The organism is Leifsonia sp. Root112D2 (genome assembly GCF_001424905.1).
GTDB lineage: Bacteria > Actinomycetota > Actinomycetes > Actinomycetales > Microbacteriaceae > Root112D2.
Window position 1 is genome coordinate 246143 of sequence record NZ_LMCU01000001.1, and the last position, 16852, is coordinate 262994.

12 protein-coding genes are annotated in these 16852 nt (G+C 64.7%); 2 read left to right on the forward strand and 10 right to left on the reverse strand.

What is annotated here, in order from left to right; all coding sequences use genetic code 11:
• Positions 1–54: 54 nt before the first annotated feature.
• From ASC63_RS01105 to ASC63_RS01140, 8 genes are all read right to left on the reverse strand, one after another.
• Positions 55–2712, reverse strand: coding sequence for a LamG-like jellyroll fold domain-containing protein (locus tag ASC63_RS01105; protein ID WP_235491699.1), 2658 nt, complete (start codon positions 2710–2712; stop codon positions 55–57).
• Positions 2713–2986: 274 nt separating this feature from the next.
• Positions 2987–3991, reverse strand: a complete 1005-nt coding sequence (locus ASC63_RS01110; RefSeq protein ID WP_055808911.1) for an LLM class flavin-dependent oxidoreductase — start codon at positions 3989–3991, stop codon at positions 2987–2989.
• Positions 3992–4211: 220 nt separating this feature from the next.
• Positions 4212–4811, reverse strand: coding sequence for an LPXTG cell wall anchor domain-containing protein (locus ASC63_RS01115; protein ID WP_055808913.1), 600 nt, complete (start codon positions 4809–4811; stop codon positions 4212–4214).
• Positions 4812–4889: 78 nt separating this feature from the next.
• The gene (locus ASC63_RS01120; RefSeq protein ID WP_055808914.1) at positions 4890–6776 is read right to left on the reverse strand and encodes a DUF4012 domain-containing protein; all 1887 of its coding nucleotides are present in this window, start codon (positions 6774–6776) and stop codon (positions 4890–4892) included.
• Positions 6777–7121: 345 nt separating this feature from the next.
• Positions 7122–7469 (reverse strand): GIY-YIG nuclease family protein, encoded by a 348-nt coding sequence (locus ASC63_RS01125; protein WP_235491700.1) that lies wholly within the window; start codon positions 7467–7469, stop codon positions 7122–7124.
• A 249-nt stretch (positions 7470–7718) separates the two neighbouring features.
• Positions 7719–9146 (reverse strand): UDP-glucose dehydrogenase family protein, encoded by a 1428-nt coding sequence (locus ASC63_RS01130; RefSeq protein WP_055808916.1) that lies wholly within the window; start codon positions 9144–9146, stop codon positions 7719–7721.
• Positions 9147–9170: 24 nt separating this feature from the next.
• The gene (locus tag ASC63_RS01135) at positions 9171–10778 is read right to left on the reverse strand and encodes a glycosyltransferase 87 family protein (RefSeq protein ID WP_055808919.1); all 1608 of its coding nucleotides are present in this window, start codon (positions 10776–10778) and stop codon (positions 9171–9173) included.
• The gene (locus tag ASC63_RS01140) at positions 10775–11551 is read right to left on the reverse strand and encodes a glycosyltransferase family 2 protein (protein ID WP_055808921.1); all 777 of its coding nucleotides are present in this window, start codon (positions 11549–11551) and stop codon (positions 10775–10777) included. The genes ASC63_RS01135 and ASC63_RS01140 overlap by 4 nt, the downstream gene beginning before the upstream one ends.
• Before the next feature lie 78 nt (positions 11552–11629).
• On the opposite strand from ASC63_RS01140, the gene ASC63_RS01145 reads away from it, so the two are divergent.
• Positions 11630–12061 (forward strand): GtrA family protein, encoded by a 432-nt coding sequence (locus tag ASC63_RS01145; RefSeq protein WP_055808922.1) that lies wholly within the window; start codon positions 11630–11632, stop codon positions 12059–12061.
• A 46-nt stretch (positions 12062–12107) separates the two neighbouring features.
• Here ASC63_RS01145 and ASC63_RS01150 read toward each other — a convergent pair whose 3' ends face one another.
• On the reverse strand, positions 12108–13952 hold the full coding sequence (locus ASC63_RS01150; protein ID WP_055808924.1) for a DUF4012 domain-containing protein: 1845 nt from the start codon (positions 13950–13952) through the stop codon (positions 12108–12110).
• Between the two features lie 105 nt (positions 13953–14057).
• Positions 14058–15263: an acyltransferase family protein gene (locus ASC63_RS01155; protein WP_055808926.1), complete on the reverse strand. Its 1206-nt coding sequence runs from the start codon at positions 15261–15263 to the stop codon at positions 14058–14060.
• A 188-nt stretch (positions 15264–15451) separates the two neighbouring features.
• Here ASC63_RS01155 and ASC63_RS01160 point away from each other — a divergent pair, with 188 nt between their 5' ends.
• Complete coding sequence (locus tag ASC63_RS01160) at positions 15452–16741, forward strand: right-handed parallel beta-helix repeat-containing protein (protein WP_157487534.1); 1290 nt, start codon at positions 15452–15454, stop codon at positions 16739–16741.
• The last annotated feature ends 111 nt before the right edge of the window (positions 16742–16852 follow it).

A 16852-nucleotide genomic window follows, 5' to 3' on the forward strand; every position in this document is an offset into this window, starting at 1 on the left:
CTGGTTGAGGAGCAGTCGAGGTACGAGGCTGCGTCTCGAAACCTCCCCGCGCCCTTACCCCTGCGGCCCTGCCGCGTACAACGCCGCCACCTCGTCGGCCGAGAGCGCTCGGTCGAAGACGCGCGCGCCGTCGACCGTGCCCGCCAGGTAATCCACCGGGTTGCCGCCGAACTTGCCACGGCCCACCACGAGGCTGCCCGTGCCGGTGTCTCCGTTGCCGAGCACGCTGACCGATCCCGAGAGTTTGCCGTCCACGTAGATCTTCAGCGTGGATGCGCCGAGGTCGCGCACTCCCACCATGTGGTACCACTGGCCGGCCTTGGGCGATCCGACAGTGTTCGCGAGCGCCCGGGCGTTGGCAAAGCTGAACGCCAGCCGGTCATCCGCTCCCGAGTACTGCAGGAAGAAGGCGCTGTTCGCGTCGCCATCCTCACTCATGACCGTCTGGAACACCTTTCCGGTCTTATCGAATTTCACCCACGCCGAGACGCTGTAGTTCACGCCGTCGGTCTTCAGCACGGTTTTCGCGGCATCCGCTGACTGGTTGGTGCCGTTCAGCTTCAGCGCCGTGCCCGAGTCGCCGTTGGCGCCCGGGGCGAAGCTCGCCCCGTTCTTCAGCGTCAGATCGTTTTTACCGACGGCGTCGTGCGCGAGCGTTCCGGATGCTTCGTCGAAGTTCCATGCACCAACACCCTTCGGCCCCGGCGTGCCAGCCGGCGGCGTCGGCGCCGGCTTGGTGCCCGCCGCGATGACCGCCAGGTTGATGGCCCGCACTCGCTTTTCGTTCACCTTCTCGACCTGCCGGTCGTAGGTGAAGAAGCCGTTGAGCTCGTTCTCCACGTCGGTGATCTGCGTGTAGACGGCGCCGGAGAGACCATACGGTGCTCCCTGGTCACGCAGCACGGCCGTGTTGGCCACGTACTTGTCGTTCAGCTCTGCCTCGTCTTTGACGGCGCCATACGGGTCGAGCGATGCGCCGGGCCACGTGTGTCCCTCGATGGGCAGCGTGAGCCCACCGTGTTCGCCGTCGATGGATGCCCGTTTGGCATCCGGAGCGGGAAGCGCGGGCCCCTGATATTGGTGCCAGTCGATGATGTCGCCCGTTCCCGGATCCCCGGGGGTGTCGCAGCAGTTGAAGCCGCTGCGGTCATTGACCAGACGGGTCGGGTCGAGCGCCTTCACCTGTGCACCGACGTCGCTGGCCGCCTGCACGCTCCACTGGCCCCAGCCTTCGTTGAACGGAATCCAGCCGATGATCGATGTCACGTCCTTCAGCTGGGTGACCATGCTGGAGACCTCGCTGCGAAAGTTGGCCTTGTCGCCAACGCTGAGGCTGCCGTTGCGCCCGGTGGGCAGCGCCGGAGCATCCTGCCACACCATCAGCCCGAGCTTGTCGGCCCAGTAATACCAGCGCGCCGGCTCCACCTTGATGTGCTTGCGAATCGTGTTGAAGCCCAGGTCTTTGGTCTTCTGAATGTCGAACTTGAGCGCATCATCCGTCGGCGCCGTGTAGATGCCGTCTGGCCAGTAGCCCTGGTCGAGCGTGGAGAGCAGGAAGGTGGGCTTACCGTTCAGCACGATGCGCTGCTTGCCCTCGACGTTCGCAATCGCTATCGAACGCAGGCCCGCGTAGCTCTCCACCGTGTCGGTGCTGCCGTGGGCCTTCAGCTCGGCCTTGAACGTGTAGAGAAACGGGTCACTCGGGCTCCACAGCCGCGGCTTCGGAATGTTCAGCTTCATGCTTCCGGATGCAGCGCCGCTGGCACTGGCGACCTTCTTGTTGCCCGCGTATGCGGTCACCTCGAGCCGGGCATTGCTCGGGTCACCATTGAGCGTGGTGCTGATAGTGAAGGAGGAATTCTTCACATCGGGGGTGGCCGTCAGCGTGGCGATGCTCGTGGCAGCGACGGGCTCGAGCCAGACGGTCTGCCAGATTCCGGATGCAGCGGTGTAGAAGATGCCGCTGGGATCCAGTCGCTGCTTGCCGACAGGGATGGTTGCGCTGTCGACCGGCGAGTGCACGGCGACGACGATCTCCTGGCTGCCCTTGCTGTGCAGTGCCGAGGTGATGTCGACGCTGAACGCGTCGTATCCGCCGGTGTGGCGCGCCACCTGCTGGCCGTTGACGTACACCGTCGCGTCGTAGTTGACGGCGCCGAAGTTGAGGCGCACGTGCTGGCCGGCGTTGGTATACGACTTGGGCACATCAACGGTGCGCCGGTAGAACATGTAGTCGGAGTGCTTCTGCACGCCGGAGAGCGCGGACTCGGCCGGGTATGGCACGAGTATCTTGCCCTCGAGGTTGGTGCCGAATGGCGGCGGACTGTATCCGTCGGTCTCGGCGTATTGCCAGAGGCCGTTGAGGTTCATCCAGGTGGACTTCTTGACGGATGGCCGGGCCAGCTGCGGCCGCGGGTAGTCGGGCAGCGCGTTGCTCGGGGACACCTTGGCCGTCCAGGGCGTCGAGAGCGGTGCAACCTTGCCGCTCCAGGTGGAGGTCTTCGTCGTCGCCTTCTTCACCGTGGCCATATTAGCCGGGGCGATGCCGGCCGCTGTGCCTGCCGCTGTGCCTGCCGCGGCAGCGGTCGTCGCGGCCGTGGTCGCTCCTGTAGCCGCCGCTGTAGCCGCCGTCGCCGGGGCCGACGTGAGCCCCACCGTGCACAGTACGGCGAGGGCCGCACAGAGCATCTGAACCATTGTCTTTCGTTTCACGAACAGACCAACTTCCTTGTTGATGATGATCGAGCGCGGGCGTCGGGTACTGAAACGCTCAAAACACGGCAAGAAACGCCAAAAGACAAACCGTGCTGAATCGATTGTTCCTAAAACGTGTTCAAAAGTCCAGAGAATACACACATGTCACCCAAATGGGTTCCACTCCACGCCGGTTGAGGAGCGAGGAACGAGCGTCTCGAAACCCGGTTGGCGCCACGCAGGTTTCGAGACGTGCTCGTACCTCGCACTCCTCAACCAGCGGAGCTCGGGGCTACGCGAGAATGTCGGCGACGATCTGCAGGGAGCGGATGCGGGCATCCGGTGTGGCGGCGGCGGATGCGATCATGAGCTCATCGACGCCGGTCGACTTCAGCAGCGACTCGAGCCGCTCGGCAACGTGTTCGGGCGAGCCGACCGCCTGTCGCGCATTGCGGGCGGCGATGAACTCTTCCTCCACCGGGGAGAACTCGTAGGCGAGAGCCTCCTCGATCGAGACCGGCTGCGGCTTCTGCCCCTGGCGCATGCGCAGAAAGGAAAGCAGCCCGGGAAGCGATTCGGCGCGCACGACGGCGGGGTCGGCATCCGCTATGACGTTGACCGCGATCATGCTGTGCGGGGCGTCCAGCTGCTCACTGGGCTGGAACTTATCGCGATACAGGTCGAGCGCTGCCTCGGTGTTCTCGCCCGCGAAATGGTGGGCGAAGGTGAACGGCAGGCCGAGGGCCGCCGCAACCTGAGCGCTGTATCCGCTGGATCCAAGCAGCCAGACCTGCGGGGCGTCTCCGAGACCCGGCACGGCCGTGATGCTGTGCAACGGGTTGTTCTCGCTCATGGTGCCGTAGAAGAAGCCGAACAGGTCGAACAGCTGCTGCGGAAAGTCCTCGACGCCGAGCCCCTCGGCGCTGCGGCGCAGGGCCATGGCCGTGGCACCGTCGGTGCCGGGCGCGCGGCCGATGCCCAGATCGATGCGGTCGCCGTAGAGGGCGCGCAGCGTGCCGAATTGTTCGGCGACGACAAGCGGGGCGTGGTTGGGCAGCATGACGCCCCCACTTCCCACACGGATGCGCGTGGTCGCCCCCGCGATTCCGGCGATCAGCACCGCGGGCGCGCTCGAGGCGATGCCCGGCATGCCGTGATGCTCGGCGACCCAGAAGCGGTCGTAGCCGAGGCGCTCCGCGGCCTGCGCGAGGCGGATGCTGCCGGCCACCGCATCCGCGTTGCTTGCGCCGTGTGGGCGGCTGGCCAGGTCGAGCACGTTCAGGGGAATACGGGGCATGTCAGGGGCAACGCCGCGCGGTCACCACGCATTCCGCGCGGCAACCTCTGCTGGTTGAGGAGGCCGCCCGCGGCCGTCTCGAAACCTGCGTGGTGCGGCCCTGGTTTCGAGACGCTCGTTCCTCGCTCCTCAACCAGCGGGGCCGCGGCAGCACACAAAAGGGCCCGGCGACGGGGCGGCAGTGCCGCTCGATCGCCGGGCCGTAGTCGCCCGAACGCGACTAGCTGTGTGCCTGGTGGCGGCGGCGATAGAGCAGGAAGAACAGCAGCGCCAGACCGAGCAGCACGATGAGTCCGCCGATCCATGCAACGGTGAACACGAAGTCAGAACCCGTCTTGGCCAGCCCTGAATCGCCATTCGCCGTGGTCGACGTGTCGCCCTTGGTGGTGGTCGTCGTCGCGGTGTCGGTCGGAATGACCGAGATGCTCGAGCTGACCGTGCGCGTGGCGCTGACGGCGGTGAGCGTGTAGGTACCCGAAGCATTCGCTGGCACCTGAATCGTGAGAACCGAGCCACCATTGGCTGCCGCGGCTTTCACCGTCTTCGCACTGCTCACGCTGGAGTGCGCTACCCCGGAGGTGCGGTACGAGGCCAGCGAAGCGGTTGAGCCGCTCTCACCGGAGATCGTGTACGTCACCGGCGTGTTGCCGACCCAGGTGGTGGCGCTGCACGTGAACGTGCCGCTCTGCCCCGCCTCGACCGTCGACGGCGACATGGTGCAGCCACCGGTCGGCACATAGTTTTCGGCGTTTGCCGCTGCCGGTGCGGCGAACGCAACCAGAACGGCGAGTACAACGCCTGCGAGAAGGTTCTTGCGCATGATTGACCTCTGAGATTCGGGTTTGACTGAGGTTACTTATTAGTGACTGAGCAGCAGTTACCGCTTAGTGATTATTCCTCAGTTTACGCTGCCGGAGCACTTGGGGGCAACCATCTGTTTGACGGAGGTCGACAGCGCCGGGGTGACCACGGCATCCGCTCGTGTGGCCGTCGACTTCGTCTCGAGAAGGTTCATGGTGACGGTCTTCGACGCGCCGGGCGCAAGTTCCACCTCGAACTGGCCAACGGTGTGCCCCTCGTCGACGGCGGCATTAGCGGGGAATTCCGCTCCCCCGCTGGTGGTGGACAGTACGAGTGAGCCGGCCGGCGCATAGATCGCCACCTTGTTTCGAATGTGCCCGGGCGTCACGGTGTCGGGAACCGGGCCCGCGACATACGCCGGCAACGCGGTGCCGGCATCCGTCGGTGCGGTGTTCGTGAGCGTGACGCTGACCCTCGTATTGGGGTGGCCGTCGGCGCGGCAGACGCGCGAGGCGACGCCCACCGACACCTTCAGGTAGTAGTCCATCTTGGAGCCAGTGCTGTCGTTCAGGTACACGCCGTACTGCGAGGTGCTCGACGTGGAGACCGGCAGCCCGCCCGCCAGCGTGGTGCCAGCCAGCACCTTCTGCTCAGCCGGATGCCCGCTCCACAGCAGAATGCGCCCCTCACCGCCCGCCTTCGCCAGCGCCGCGACCAGGGCGGAGGCATCCGCATGGCCTGCGGTGATCTTCTGGAAGACCGTGGAGGCGACCGAGGCGAAGAAGGCGTCTTGCATGCGCGGATCCGGATAGCGCTGGTAGACCTCGCTGAGCAGCAGCGGCACGGCGTTGTCGGAGCTCAGCGTGTCACCGGTGGCAAGCTTGACCGGGCCGGTGGCCTTGAGCAGGTAGCTCAGCGCAACGGGGTCGATCTTGAAGACGCCGTCGATGGTGATGCCGAACTTCTTCTTCCACATCGTGGCGGCGAGCTCGCCGGAGAGCGAATACCGCGGCGTGAGGTTGATGTTCTGAATGAACTGCGCCACGCGCGGCCCGTAGAGCGCGGCCGTGTCGGTGGGCAGCGGCATCACCTCGCTGGGGAACTTGCGAAAGTCCATGGTGGAGGCCTGCTTGCCGAGCGCGATGTGCCCCTTGTCGGTGTGCAGCACCGCCATGGCGCCCGAGACGCCGCCGGTGGACCGCAGTTCGGACGGGTTCTGAATGAGCAGCAGGTAGTTGCGCGGCCCGTCGGCGCCGAGCATGCTCGGCAGCAGTTGGGTGGCGTTGGCGGCGGCATCAACCACGTCGGATGCCGTGTCGACCCCCTTCACCAGCTGCGAAACGGCGGATGCGACGGCGCCGATTGTTCCGCCCGTCTTGATGGCGTGTGCCTGCGTCTTCGCGTCGGCGAGGGCCAGCTGCGCGGCGTGCAGGGTGGGGGCGGCTTCGGCGAGCGGGCCGAGGTCGACGGTGCCGTTCTTCGGCTTGAGCGAGGCTACGGTGAAGTTGCCGGCCACGCCGGTGAGCGGGGCGACCGCGTGCTCGGCGACGGCATCCGTCACAGCGGCAGCCTGACGCACGGCGGTGAGATTGCCGCCCAGCCAGGGCACGATCTCGGCTACGCGCCAGATGGGGTCGCTCGTGAGTTCGGCCGCCTTGCCGGCATGTTTCGTGAGAGCCGCGGATGCCCGCTTCGCGGCAGCCGAATCGCCGCTGGCAAGGTTCTGTTCGACCTTCGTGGCCAGCGGGATGGCCTTCTCCAGTTCGCCCTTGGCCAGCAGCGCGCGGATGCCGACCCAGGCGACGGCCGCGACCAGTAGCACGACAACGCCGAGCACGCTGAAGAGCACGATGCGTTTGCGGCGTCGAGGGTGGCGGGGTTGGCTCCCGCCAGGCTCGCGCGGGACGAGGCCGGCGTTGGGCTCGTATGGCGCGGCAGGTTCGTCGGCGGGCGTGGCGGAGTCTGCGCCGGGTCGGGTGGGCATGAAGCCAATCTAAGCATTTCTCACTTTATTTTGCTGGTCTTCTGCACCCCGCATACGGGGGGCTTCGCTGGTTGAGGAGGTTCTGCCGGTTGAGGAGCGAGGAACGAGCGTCTCGAAACCAGAGCCGCGCCACGCAGGTTTCGAGACGGCCGCGGGCGGCCTCCTCAACCAGCGAAAAGGTTCCGCTGGTTGAGGAGAGGTCGAGGAACGAGGCCTCGTCTCGAAACCAGAACCGCGCCACGCAGGTTTCGAGACGGCCGCGGGCGGCCTCCTCAACCAGCGAAAAGGTTCTGCCGGTTGAGGGCGAGGAACGAGCGTCTCGAAACCAGCCACGCAGCCTCCCCGTCAGCCGCCCTCTTCTCGGGGCTTGGCCCCGCGCGCGCTCATCCCGGGCAACCCCTCGTACTCGCCGCGGATCAGCGCCTCACGCTTTCGCCTCGACCAACCCTGAATCTGTTTCTCGCGCGCGTATGCCTCATCGACACGCTCATACTCCTGCGCGAAGACCAACTCGATGGGAAGACGGCTACTCGTGTATTTCGCCCCCTCGCCGGACGCGTGCTCGGCGATACGACGTTCGAGCTGACGGGTGCTTCCGACGTAGTAGCTTCCGTCAGCGCAATGCAAGATGTAGACGTGTGCCATGCCAGCCAGTGTGTCGGATGCCACGGCTTCGGCGCTGCAGTTATCCACAGGGTGCGAGTCTGCGCGGGTTTCGAGACGGCCGCGGGCGGCCTCCTCAACCAGCGGAGAGGTTCAACTGGTTGAGGAGAGGTCGAGGAACGAGGCCTCGTCTCGAAACCAGCGGAGAGGTTCAGCTGGTTGAGGAGCTGCGCGGGTTTCGAGACGGCCGCGGGCGGCCTCCTCAACCAGCGGAGAGGTTCAGCTGGTTGAGGAGAGGTCGAGGAACGAGGCCTCGTCTCGAAACCAGCGGGGCGAGCACTACGGCCGCCCGAGCCCCTTATACGTCCAGCCGGCAGCGCGCCATGCCACCGCGTCGAGCCGGTTGCGGCCGTCTATCACCACGCGGCCACGCACGATCGACGCTGCCCACACCGGGTCTATCGCGGCGAACTCGGGCCACTCGGTGACCAGCACCACGGCATCCGCCCCCTCGAGCGCCGCCTCGAGCGACGAGGTATACGTCAGCTGCGGATGCCTCCCCCGCGCATTCGCAATGGCCTGCGGGTCGGTCGCCACCACGTTCACACCCAGCCCGCGCAACTGCACCGCCACATCGAGCGCCGGCGAGTCTCGCACGTCGTCGGAGTGCGGCTTGAACGCGAGCCCGAGCACCGCCACCTTCTTGTCCCACACCGTGTCGCCGAGCGCCTCCACGGTGAGGTCGACGACACGCTGGCGGCGGCGCAGGTTGATCGCATCCACCTCTTTGAGAAACGCGACAGACTGTCCGCGGCCGAGCTCTTCTGCACGCGCCGTGAATGCGCGGATGTCCTTGGGAAGGCATCCGCCCCCGAAGCCCACGCCGGCGTTCAGGAACCGCCGGCCGATGCGTGTGTCGAAGCCGATCGCATCCGCCAGCTGCGTCACATCCGCCCCGGTCACCTCGGCGATCTCGGCCATCGCATTGATGAACGAGATCTTGGTGGCGAGAAACGCGTTGGCCGACACCTTCACCAGCTCGGCGGTGGCGTAGTCGGTGATCACGAGCGGGGTTCCGGATGCGACGGCCGCCGCGTACACCTCGTTCAGCGTGTCGACGTCTGGGTGGTTGCCGCTGGTTGAGGAGGCGCGCGAAGCCGCCGTCTCGAAACCGGCCGCGCCGAGCTGGTTTCGAGACGGGGCCTCCTTCGTCGACCCCTCCTCAACCAGCGGAACCTCCTCAGCCAGCGGAAGCGCACGCACGCCGTAGACGAGCCGATCGGGCTTCACCGTGTCTTGCACCGCGAAGCCCTCCCGCAGAAACTCGGGGTTCCAGGCCAGCGACGCCCCGCTGCCGCTCGCGTCGATCAGCGCGGCCAGCCGCCCCGCCGTTCCCACGGGAACCGTGCTCTTGCCTACGACAAGATCCCCCGCCGACAGGTGCGGCGCGAGCGCGGTGACCGCGGCATCCACATAGCTCACGTCTGCCGCATTGCTGCCCTGCTGCTGGGGCGTGCCGACGGCGACGAAGTGCACCCGCGAGCCGCGCGCATCCGCCATATCGGTGCTGAAGCGCAGCCGTCCGCTGCCTATTGCCGAGGCGAGAATCTCGGGCAACCCGGGCTCATAGAACGGCGGATGCCCCTGCGAGAGCTGCTCGATCTTGGCCGCGTCAACGTCGATTCCCACCACGTCGTGCCCGAGTTCTGCCATGGCAGCCGCATGCACCGCGCCCAGGTATCCGCAGCCGATGACCGAAATCTTCATGAGAGCCTCTCGATGTGCCGAACTTCAACCTACCGGCTGGCACACCACGTATGGGCCGGTGCGCACGAGAACACGTGAACATGCGGTGTCTATTGTGCGGTCGAACGCCGCCTGCTGGGCAGCGGTGAGCTGGTAGGTGAAATACACCATCGGCAGCCCTGCGGCACTCGGCGCATCCCTCAGCACGCTGCGCGACCCGGCCAGCACCACCAGGCTCACCCCGGGCCCCCAGTAGCTCTGCAGCGCGGGCTCGCCCAACTCCGAAACCGCGGATGCCGCTGCCCGCTGCTGCGTCAGCGTCTCGTTCCAGAACGGCGTCCACCCCCAGAAGCCGTGCAGCACCGCCTGCGCGCCGATGAGCACCACGAGCAGACCCGTTGTCACCCCGGCCAGAACGCGGCCGCCTGTGCGCGCACGGTCGGATGCGGGGCTGCGCCACAGCATCCGGATGCCCGCCACAAGCCCCGCTGCCAACACCGGCACGAAGGCGATGAGCGCCGGGCCCGGGTAGCGAATCCACGCGGGAGTGTGCGCGGAGGCCAGCCACCACGCCATCCACACGAGGAGGGTGATTACCGCGATGCCAAGCGTGAACACCGCTTCTGCCGCCGCGGGTTTCGAGACGCGCTCGTTCCTCGCGCTCCTCAACCAGCGAAGAGGTTCCGCTGGTTGAGGAGTGAGGAACGAGCGTCTCGAAACCCGCCCGCGCCACACCACGACCACGACGGCAACGGCGAGCACCACGAGCGCCAGCACGGCCCACGCGGGCACGAACCACGAATTGGCCAGGTACCCCACCTTGGCACCGGGCGAGGTCACCACGTCGGCCTGCCCGCCCGTGCGCACAAAGCGCACGAACTCGTGCGTCTCGGCGAGGTAGCCGCCCCAACCGAGAGTGATCAGCTTCCACAGCTCCACGAGCACCGTGGGCACGGCCACCGCCACTCCGAACCACACCGCCCGCAGCACGCGCGCACCCCAGTTCCAGCGACCATCAACCCGGGGCTCGCTGAGCAGCACCGCAACCAGCAGCGCCGGCACCGCCAGCAGTGCGATGAACTTGGTCTGCACGGCCAGGCCGGCCATCAGCCCCGCCCACAGCGGATGCCGCCGCCACAGATACAACGCGAACACCAGGAACATGGCCGCCGGCAGCTCTCCGAGTATGTCGGTGGGACCTTGCACGGGCGAGGGCATCTGCTTGAGGTTGAGCGCCAGCGGCAGCGTCATGGCGACCAGCCCGCCCCAGCGCCCCGCGGATGCTCCCGCCAGACCACCCGCAACGCGCCGCCCGAGCAACCACAACCCCACGAGCAGCGCCGCGTAGAAGAGCAGCATCACGATGCGCCCACCCAGCACCAGGTCGATTCCCGTGGAAAGCATCGCGGTCACCGGCAGCAGCACCGTGGGCCCGGTGGAGATGCGCGGGTCGAAGAGCAGCTTGTGCCCGCCCGAGAGTATGCCGTCACTGGCATATCCGTGCCCGGCGAGCAGGTTGAGGGCCACCGTGAGGTTGTACGCCTCGTCTTCCCACAGCCGCGTGTGGAACAGCCCGGGCACCACTATCACCAGCTGGGCTATCACGATCAGCGCCAGTGCGGTGGGAAACAGGGCGCGGCGCACGAACGTCATGTCGATCGGTTGTGCCGCGCATGCCCCGGGCGAAGGCTGTATGTCCACACCTCGGCGGCGGCACGCTTCGAGAAGTCGCGCAGCTTCTTGGGGGGCAGCCGCGGCGTGCGCGGCGTCTCGCCCCACATGGTTCCGGTGGCGCTGCCACCGCGCCGTTCGATGCTCTCCACCGCCACGTAGCGCACCCGCAGCCCGAGCCGGCGTTCGGCGAGCGAGAAGTGCACATGCGGCACGAGCGCGTCGGCCGGGCACACCGTGAGCAGCTCGGTGAGCGCCGAGGGCCGGTACGCGCGCAGCGGCGTGTTCACATCGGGTATTCGGTGGCCGAGTGCCACGGCAACCCCTGCCCCGACGGTGGCGGTGAGCGCCTTGCGAAACCAGGGGTCCGTACGATGCTGGCGCACCCCGTGCACCACGTCTGCCACCTCGAGCGCACGCACCATGCGCACAAAGTCGCGCCCCAGAAATTGGCCGTCGCCGTCGACGTGCACGATGGCATCCGGCGCCAGCTCAAGGCCGGCGCGATAGGCGGCGAGCGCTGTGGGCCCGTGGCTGCGATTCACGGCGCTGTTCACGACGTGAAGCTGGGGCATTGATGTCTGCAGCTCGGCGAGCACCGCCGCCGTGGCATCCGTGGATTTGTCGTTCACGACCACAATGCTGACCCGATCCGCGAGCGGAGCGACGTACTCAAGAATCTCGCGCAGAAAGGAGGGAAGCCCTTCGGCTTCGTTGTAGGCAGGCATCACCACGGCAAGGTGCTGCAACTGCAAAGTCTCTCCTGAGGGTTGGCCACGGGTGGGCAGGGTTCCGTTGTATCGTAATGCAGTTACCCCTTGAGAAGGCCGCACGTGAAAAAACTGCTGACAGTGGGTGCGAGATTCCTCGTCGTCGGGGGGCTCAGCACGCTCATCGAGATCGGCGTCTTCAACCTCTGCTACCTCGTCTTCGGCTGGGACGTCGTTGTGGCCAAGGTCGTGGCCTCGCTGGTGGCCCTCGTGAACGCCTACTTCGGCAACCGCGAGTGGGCCTTTCGCGATCGCAACCGCCACCGCCGCTGGCTCGAGTTGCTGCTGTTCCTGGCCGTGAACGGGGTGTGCACCGTGCTCGGCGCCCTCATTCTGTGGGGCGGCACTGAGCTGCTCGGCGAGCCGGGCCCCTTCGTGGTGAACATCATCAACCTCTTCAGCATCGGCGTCGTGGTGCTGGTGCGCTTCGTCTTCTACCACTTCGTCGTATTCCGGATGCCCCGCGCCACTCCCGACGCCCCGCCCGTCGAGTAGCGAGGAACGAGGAACGAGCGTATCGAGACCTCGAAACCCGCAGCCCCTACTTCTTCGCCACCGCACATCCCGGCGAACTCACCGTCGTCGGCGTCGGCCACACCATCGGCGTCGTGCGCATCTCGAGCGGCCCGAACTTACCCTTGGGCGCGGTCATCGTGTAGGTGAGGGTAATGTTCTCCCCCGGCTTCAACGTGGTCAGAATGCGATACACCGGCCGGCCGTTGATTGCCCCGCTCGTCTTGAACGTGGCCTCCCCGCCCGTCGACTTCCAGCCCGTGATGGTGCCGCCGTAAGGTCCATAGACAACGACGTCGGTCGCCACCGTTCCCGGCGTGTAATACGGCCCGGTGATGTAGAGCGGCAGCGTGGGGATGATCTTCGGATCGATCACATTCGAGAGGGTGACCGTCTCGGTGAACGCCGGCTTGTCCGGGGCCGAACATTGGGTCGAGGTCGCCGACGCCTTGCCCTTGATGTAATAGTCCATCTTCGACCCGGTCACATCATTCACGTAGGCGCCGATCACTGTGGCATCGGCATTGCTGGTCGGCAAGGTACCCGCCAGGCGCGTATCTTTCAGCACCCTCGCTTGACCCGGATCGGGACTCCAGTACAGCAGGCGCCCCTCGTTCGTCGAACGAACCAGGGCCTTGAGCAACTCGGCCGGGTCGCCCTTGCCCGAGGTCAGCACCTTAAAGGCGGAGACCGCAGCCTCGGCGAAGAACACATTGGAGTCGGCCCCGACCGGGTATTTGAAGTACGCCTCATTAAGCAAAAGCGACACTGCGTTGTCAGCCGTGAGGGTGTCACCGGTCGCCATCTTCGCTGGCCCCGTCACCTTCAGCAGGTAGCTCAGCGCTACCGGGTCCATAGAGATAACCCCGTCGAGTTTGGTGCTGTCTTCTTCGGCGAAATACGCACGCATCAGGCTCACTGCCGTCGGGTAGTCGGGCGTGGAGGTGATGTTCGGAATCCAGCGCCCGATGATGTCGCTGTAGATGTGCTCGACGGCCGGGTTCAGCGGCTCCACGGGGTACGGGCGCGCATTGTAGAAATTCGAGCTGCTGTACTGCTTCGTGATCGTGATGACCCCGTCGTTCATCTCAATCACCGCCATGGCGGCGGGGTTACCCCCGAGCGCGCGTACCTCTGAGTTGCCTTGAAACAACATCAGGTAGTGGCGCGGACCAGCGGCGCCCAGTGCCGGCGCCACGAGCGGCAGAATCTTGGCTGCCTCCTGCACCGGCGGGTCAGCCTTGGCGAGCAGCTGACGCAATTCCGTCACCTTGCTGGAAAGGATGCCGATGGTCGAGCTTGTGTCGATCGCTTTGGCGGCTTTGTTCGCCTGGCTTACCGCGACCGCAGCCTTCACGACGGCGGGGCTCAGCTTCTCGATCGGCTTCAGGTCGATCTTTCCGTTGACGGGCTTCAGCGAGGCAATGCTCACGCCCGTCGCGGCCTTGGCCACCGGCTGCAGCCCGTCTTCAACTAGGTTGTTCACCACCACCGCAGTCTGCCGAAAGGCCAACAGGTTGGGGCCGATGCCGGGTATCTTCTCTGCGGCACCCCACACCCAGTCGGAGGTCATGTCTTCGGCCTTCGACGTGTTCTTGTGCAGCCCGTCGTAGGTCTTGCCCAGAGTGCTGGTATCGAAGGAACTCAGGCTGCCCGAAACCGTCTTCACCTGCGCGACCGCATCTTCGAGCGCGGACTTCGCGATCAGGGCACGTGCGCCGATCCACACCCCGGCGACGACAACAATGATGAGAACGCCAAGCAGCGAGAAGAGAATCGATCGACGCAGCGTGTGCTTCTTCTTTGGCGTCGAGTGTCGGCTATCGCGCCTGGAATGCGCGCGCGGCCGCTCTTCAGCGCGTTTTGAGGCCATAGGGGCGAACTCCCGAACAAGATCAACTGCCGCGAGCGCTCGCCCCGGCACGCGCTCATCTTAGGATGACGCCCTGAGCGCTCCCCGCAAGCGCCTCGGGATGGCTCAAGACAGCATTAGTTCTTCTCGCTTCTCGTGATATGAATTCCAGCGCTCTGTGGCGAATGCACCGACCCGACGGGCTAAAAGATGACAACGCGACTCGACCAGCCAGTAATACGCTGACCCGACCGTGAGAGCCAAACAAGCTCCCACCGCCATCGTAACGAAGAGCGAGCTTCCTTTGAGTAGATAACTCGTGAAGATCAGCACGGGCACGTGCGTTAGATAGAGACTGAACGATATCTTCCCAGCGAATTGTAGAGGTCGGATCGTCAGCACACGCTCGAAGACCCTCCACCCAATTGCAGCGAGCACAATCATGCCGGCCGCAACTGGACAGAGCGCATTGAGGAGCTGCGTCACGAGTGCATATTCTCGCGAGAGCGGACCCGTTAGCCATGAGGCGATGAGTAACAGCGCGGCGATGATCGTGAACGTCAGCCAAACCACATGGCGCAGCCTTCGCGCGTTCACCACCGCGACAAACCGGCGGAGGTCGGCGAACTTCACGGCCATCACTGAACCGACGAAGAACGAGGGAAGAAAATCCCAGGGTTCCGAGCCTTGCCAACGCCCGAACGCAGTAAGAAGCGTGGCTGCGACAAGTGCGAGAATCCACCAACGCTTCGCGACAATGGCGAGGAGAATAAATACCGGCAGCGCCAGAGAGAACGCCAACTCCCAACTCAGGGACCACAAGGGATTGTTAACATGAAACGCCTCCGCACCGTGGGCGAACATGTTCGCCGCAGCAACGAACTGCGAGAGATGGGGTTGCGGCGTGCTGTACGAGGTCAACCAGGTGACCGCTGGCTGGAACGGCCTTTGCGGAATGAGCAGGATGAGAACGGCCGCGAGCAGTACAGAACCCAGCACTGGCAGCGCCAACCTGAGCACGCGTTGTGGGTAGTAGCCGATCCAGTTGAAATTTCTTCGCCGTAGCACCGGAAGGGTGAGGACGAGCCCGCTGAGCACGAAGAAGACGATGACGGCTTCGCCCCCTGCCGTCAACAACTTCAGTGGCGTATAGCTGATCCACCAGACTCCAGATCCGACAGCCGGTGGCATTCCCCCTCGATATGTCGCAGAAAATGCCGGCACCAGAAGGAACGTGTGGTGCACCAGCACGATGAGGGCAGCCACACCCCTCAGGCCATCAAGGGAACGGAGCCGGTTGGCGGGTTGAGGTAGCGCTTCGGAGTCTGCCATCGCGCGATTATCGTATCGCTGCCGAGCGGATCGCCCCGCGAAGGCCAAGGCTAATGTCGTAGGATCCGACACGTGCCCCGTTCTGAATTCAAGCCACGCCGCGCGCGTTAGCCGCCGTGACCCCCTCCGAAAACGGGTCGCCAATTCCTCGTCGAAGTGTGTTGTTGGTCGGCATAGGCGGAATCGCCGTGACTCTGCTCTCCGCATGCGCACCGGAAAAGAATCGCGGCAGCAAGGCAACGGTCACACCGACACCTCGCCCTTCTGCCACACCTACACCGGACTCGGCGCCAGTCATGCTCGCGTCGCAACACGGAGTTATCGGAAATGGGATCGTTGACGACTCCCATGCACTCCAGTCGGTGCTCAATACTGCGGCAAAGCTCGGCGCGACGGTCGTGATCGACGGGGGGCTAAGGGTACGCATCGGCAAGACGATCGCAGTGCCCTCGAACACAAAACTTAACGGTGGCGGATCAACCCTTCTGAACGCCACTCCGGGAACCGGTGGGCGAATTCTCACCCTCACCAAGGTTCACGACGTCACCATCGATTACATTAATTTCGACGGTGAGAAGGACACACACGTCACTGCCACCGAACAGCGGCACAACCTTGTTGTGGCGGGCTCTCGAAACATCACCCTCGACCGAATGCATTCATACAACGCTAAAGGTGATGGTCTCTACATCGGGGATCAAATCAGCGGCGCGAGCGTGAACGTGAACGTAAGCAATTCTCTCTTTGACGAGAACCATCGTCAGGGCATGTCTGTGACCGGCGTCTCCGGTCTCAGCGTCACCGACTGCCACTTCGGAACCACAGCTGGAACCGCACCTCAGTCGGGAGCCGACATAGAACCTAATTCTGATGACTCGGTCATGGAAGACATCGTCTTCCGGAATTGCTCCTTTATGGGCAACCTCGGGTCTGGACTTTTGATCAGCCTTCGCAAGACCCCAACAGCAAAACAAAGCGCCGGTACGTACATCGGCTGCCAGTTTTCCCAAAACAAGGGTTCGAGCGGCATTGTTTTGGTGAACTCCCGCGATCTGAAGATCCTTGGTGGAGAGATACGGCGCAATGATCGTGACGGAGTGGCGATTTTCTCGGCGGAGAACACCAGTCTTTCTGACGTTTCGGTAGCTGGAAACGGTCGAGCCGGGGTCTCGACAACCTGGACTTTCTCTGATCTCACGCTGAAGGGCTGCTCATTCGACGGGAATGGCACTGCTGAGAAGAAGACCTACTTCGCTATCGACTGCGCCCCCGTGAAGGGTAATAAAGCGTCGGGGTTGCTTGTACAGAATTGCAAATTCAAGGACATGTATGGGGGAATTAGGACCAACGCGGTCACTTCACGCGTGACGCTGACAAACAACGGGTTCTCAGATCTCAAGATCAACAAGCAACTCGGGGATGACAAGGCCACTCGCGTAGACGTCGGCGGGACTGCCATTCCCGAGCCGAGAGGCTAACGATATTGTCGGGGCCAGCGCATTCCGCCAACCACTCAGTGGCGCGCGATATCTGAACCTGCCAGATCTGGGCGTTTGGTTTCGCAAGCAATTCTTGATCGCTCGCTAAGG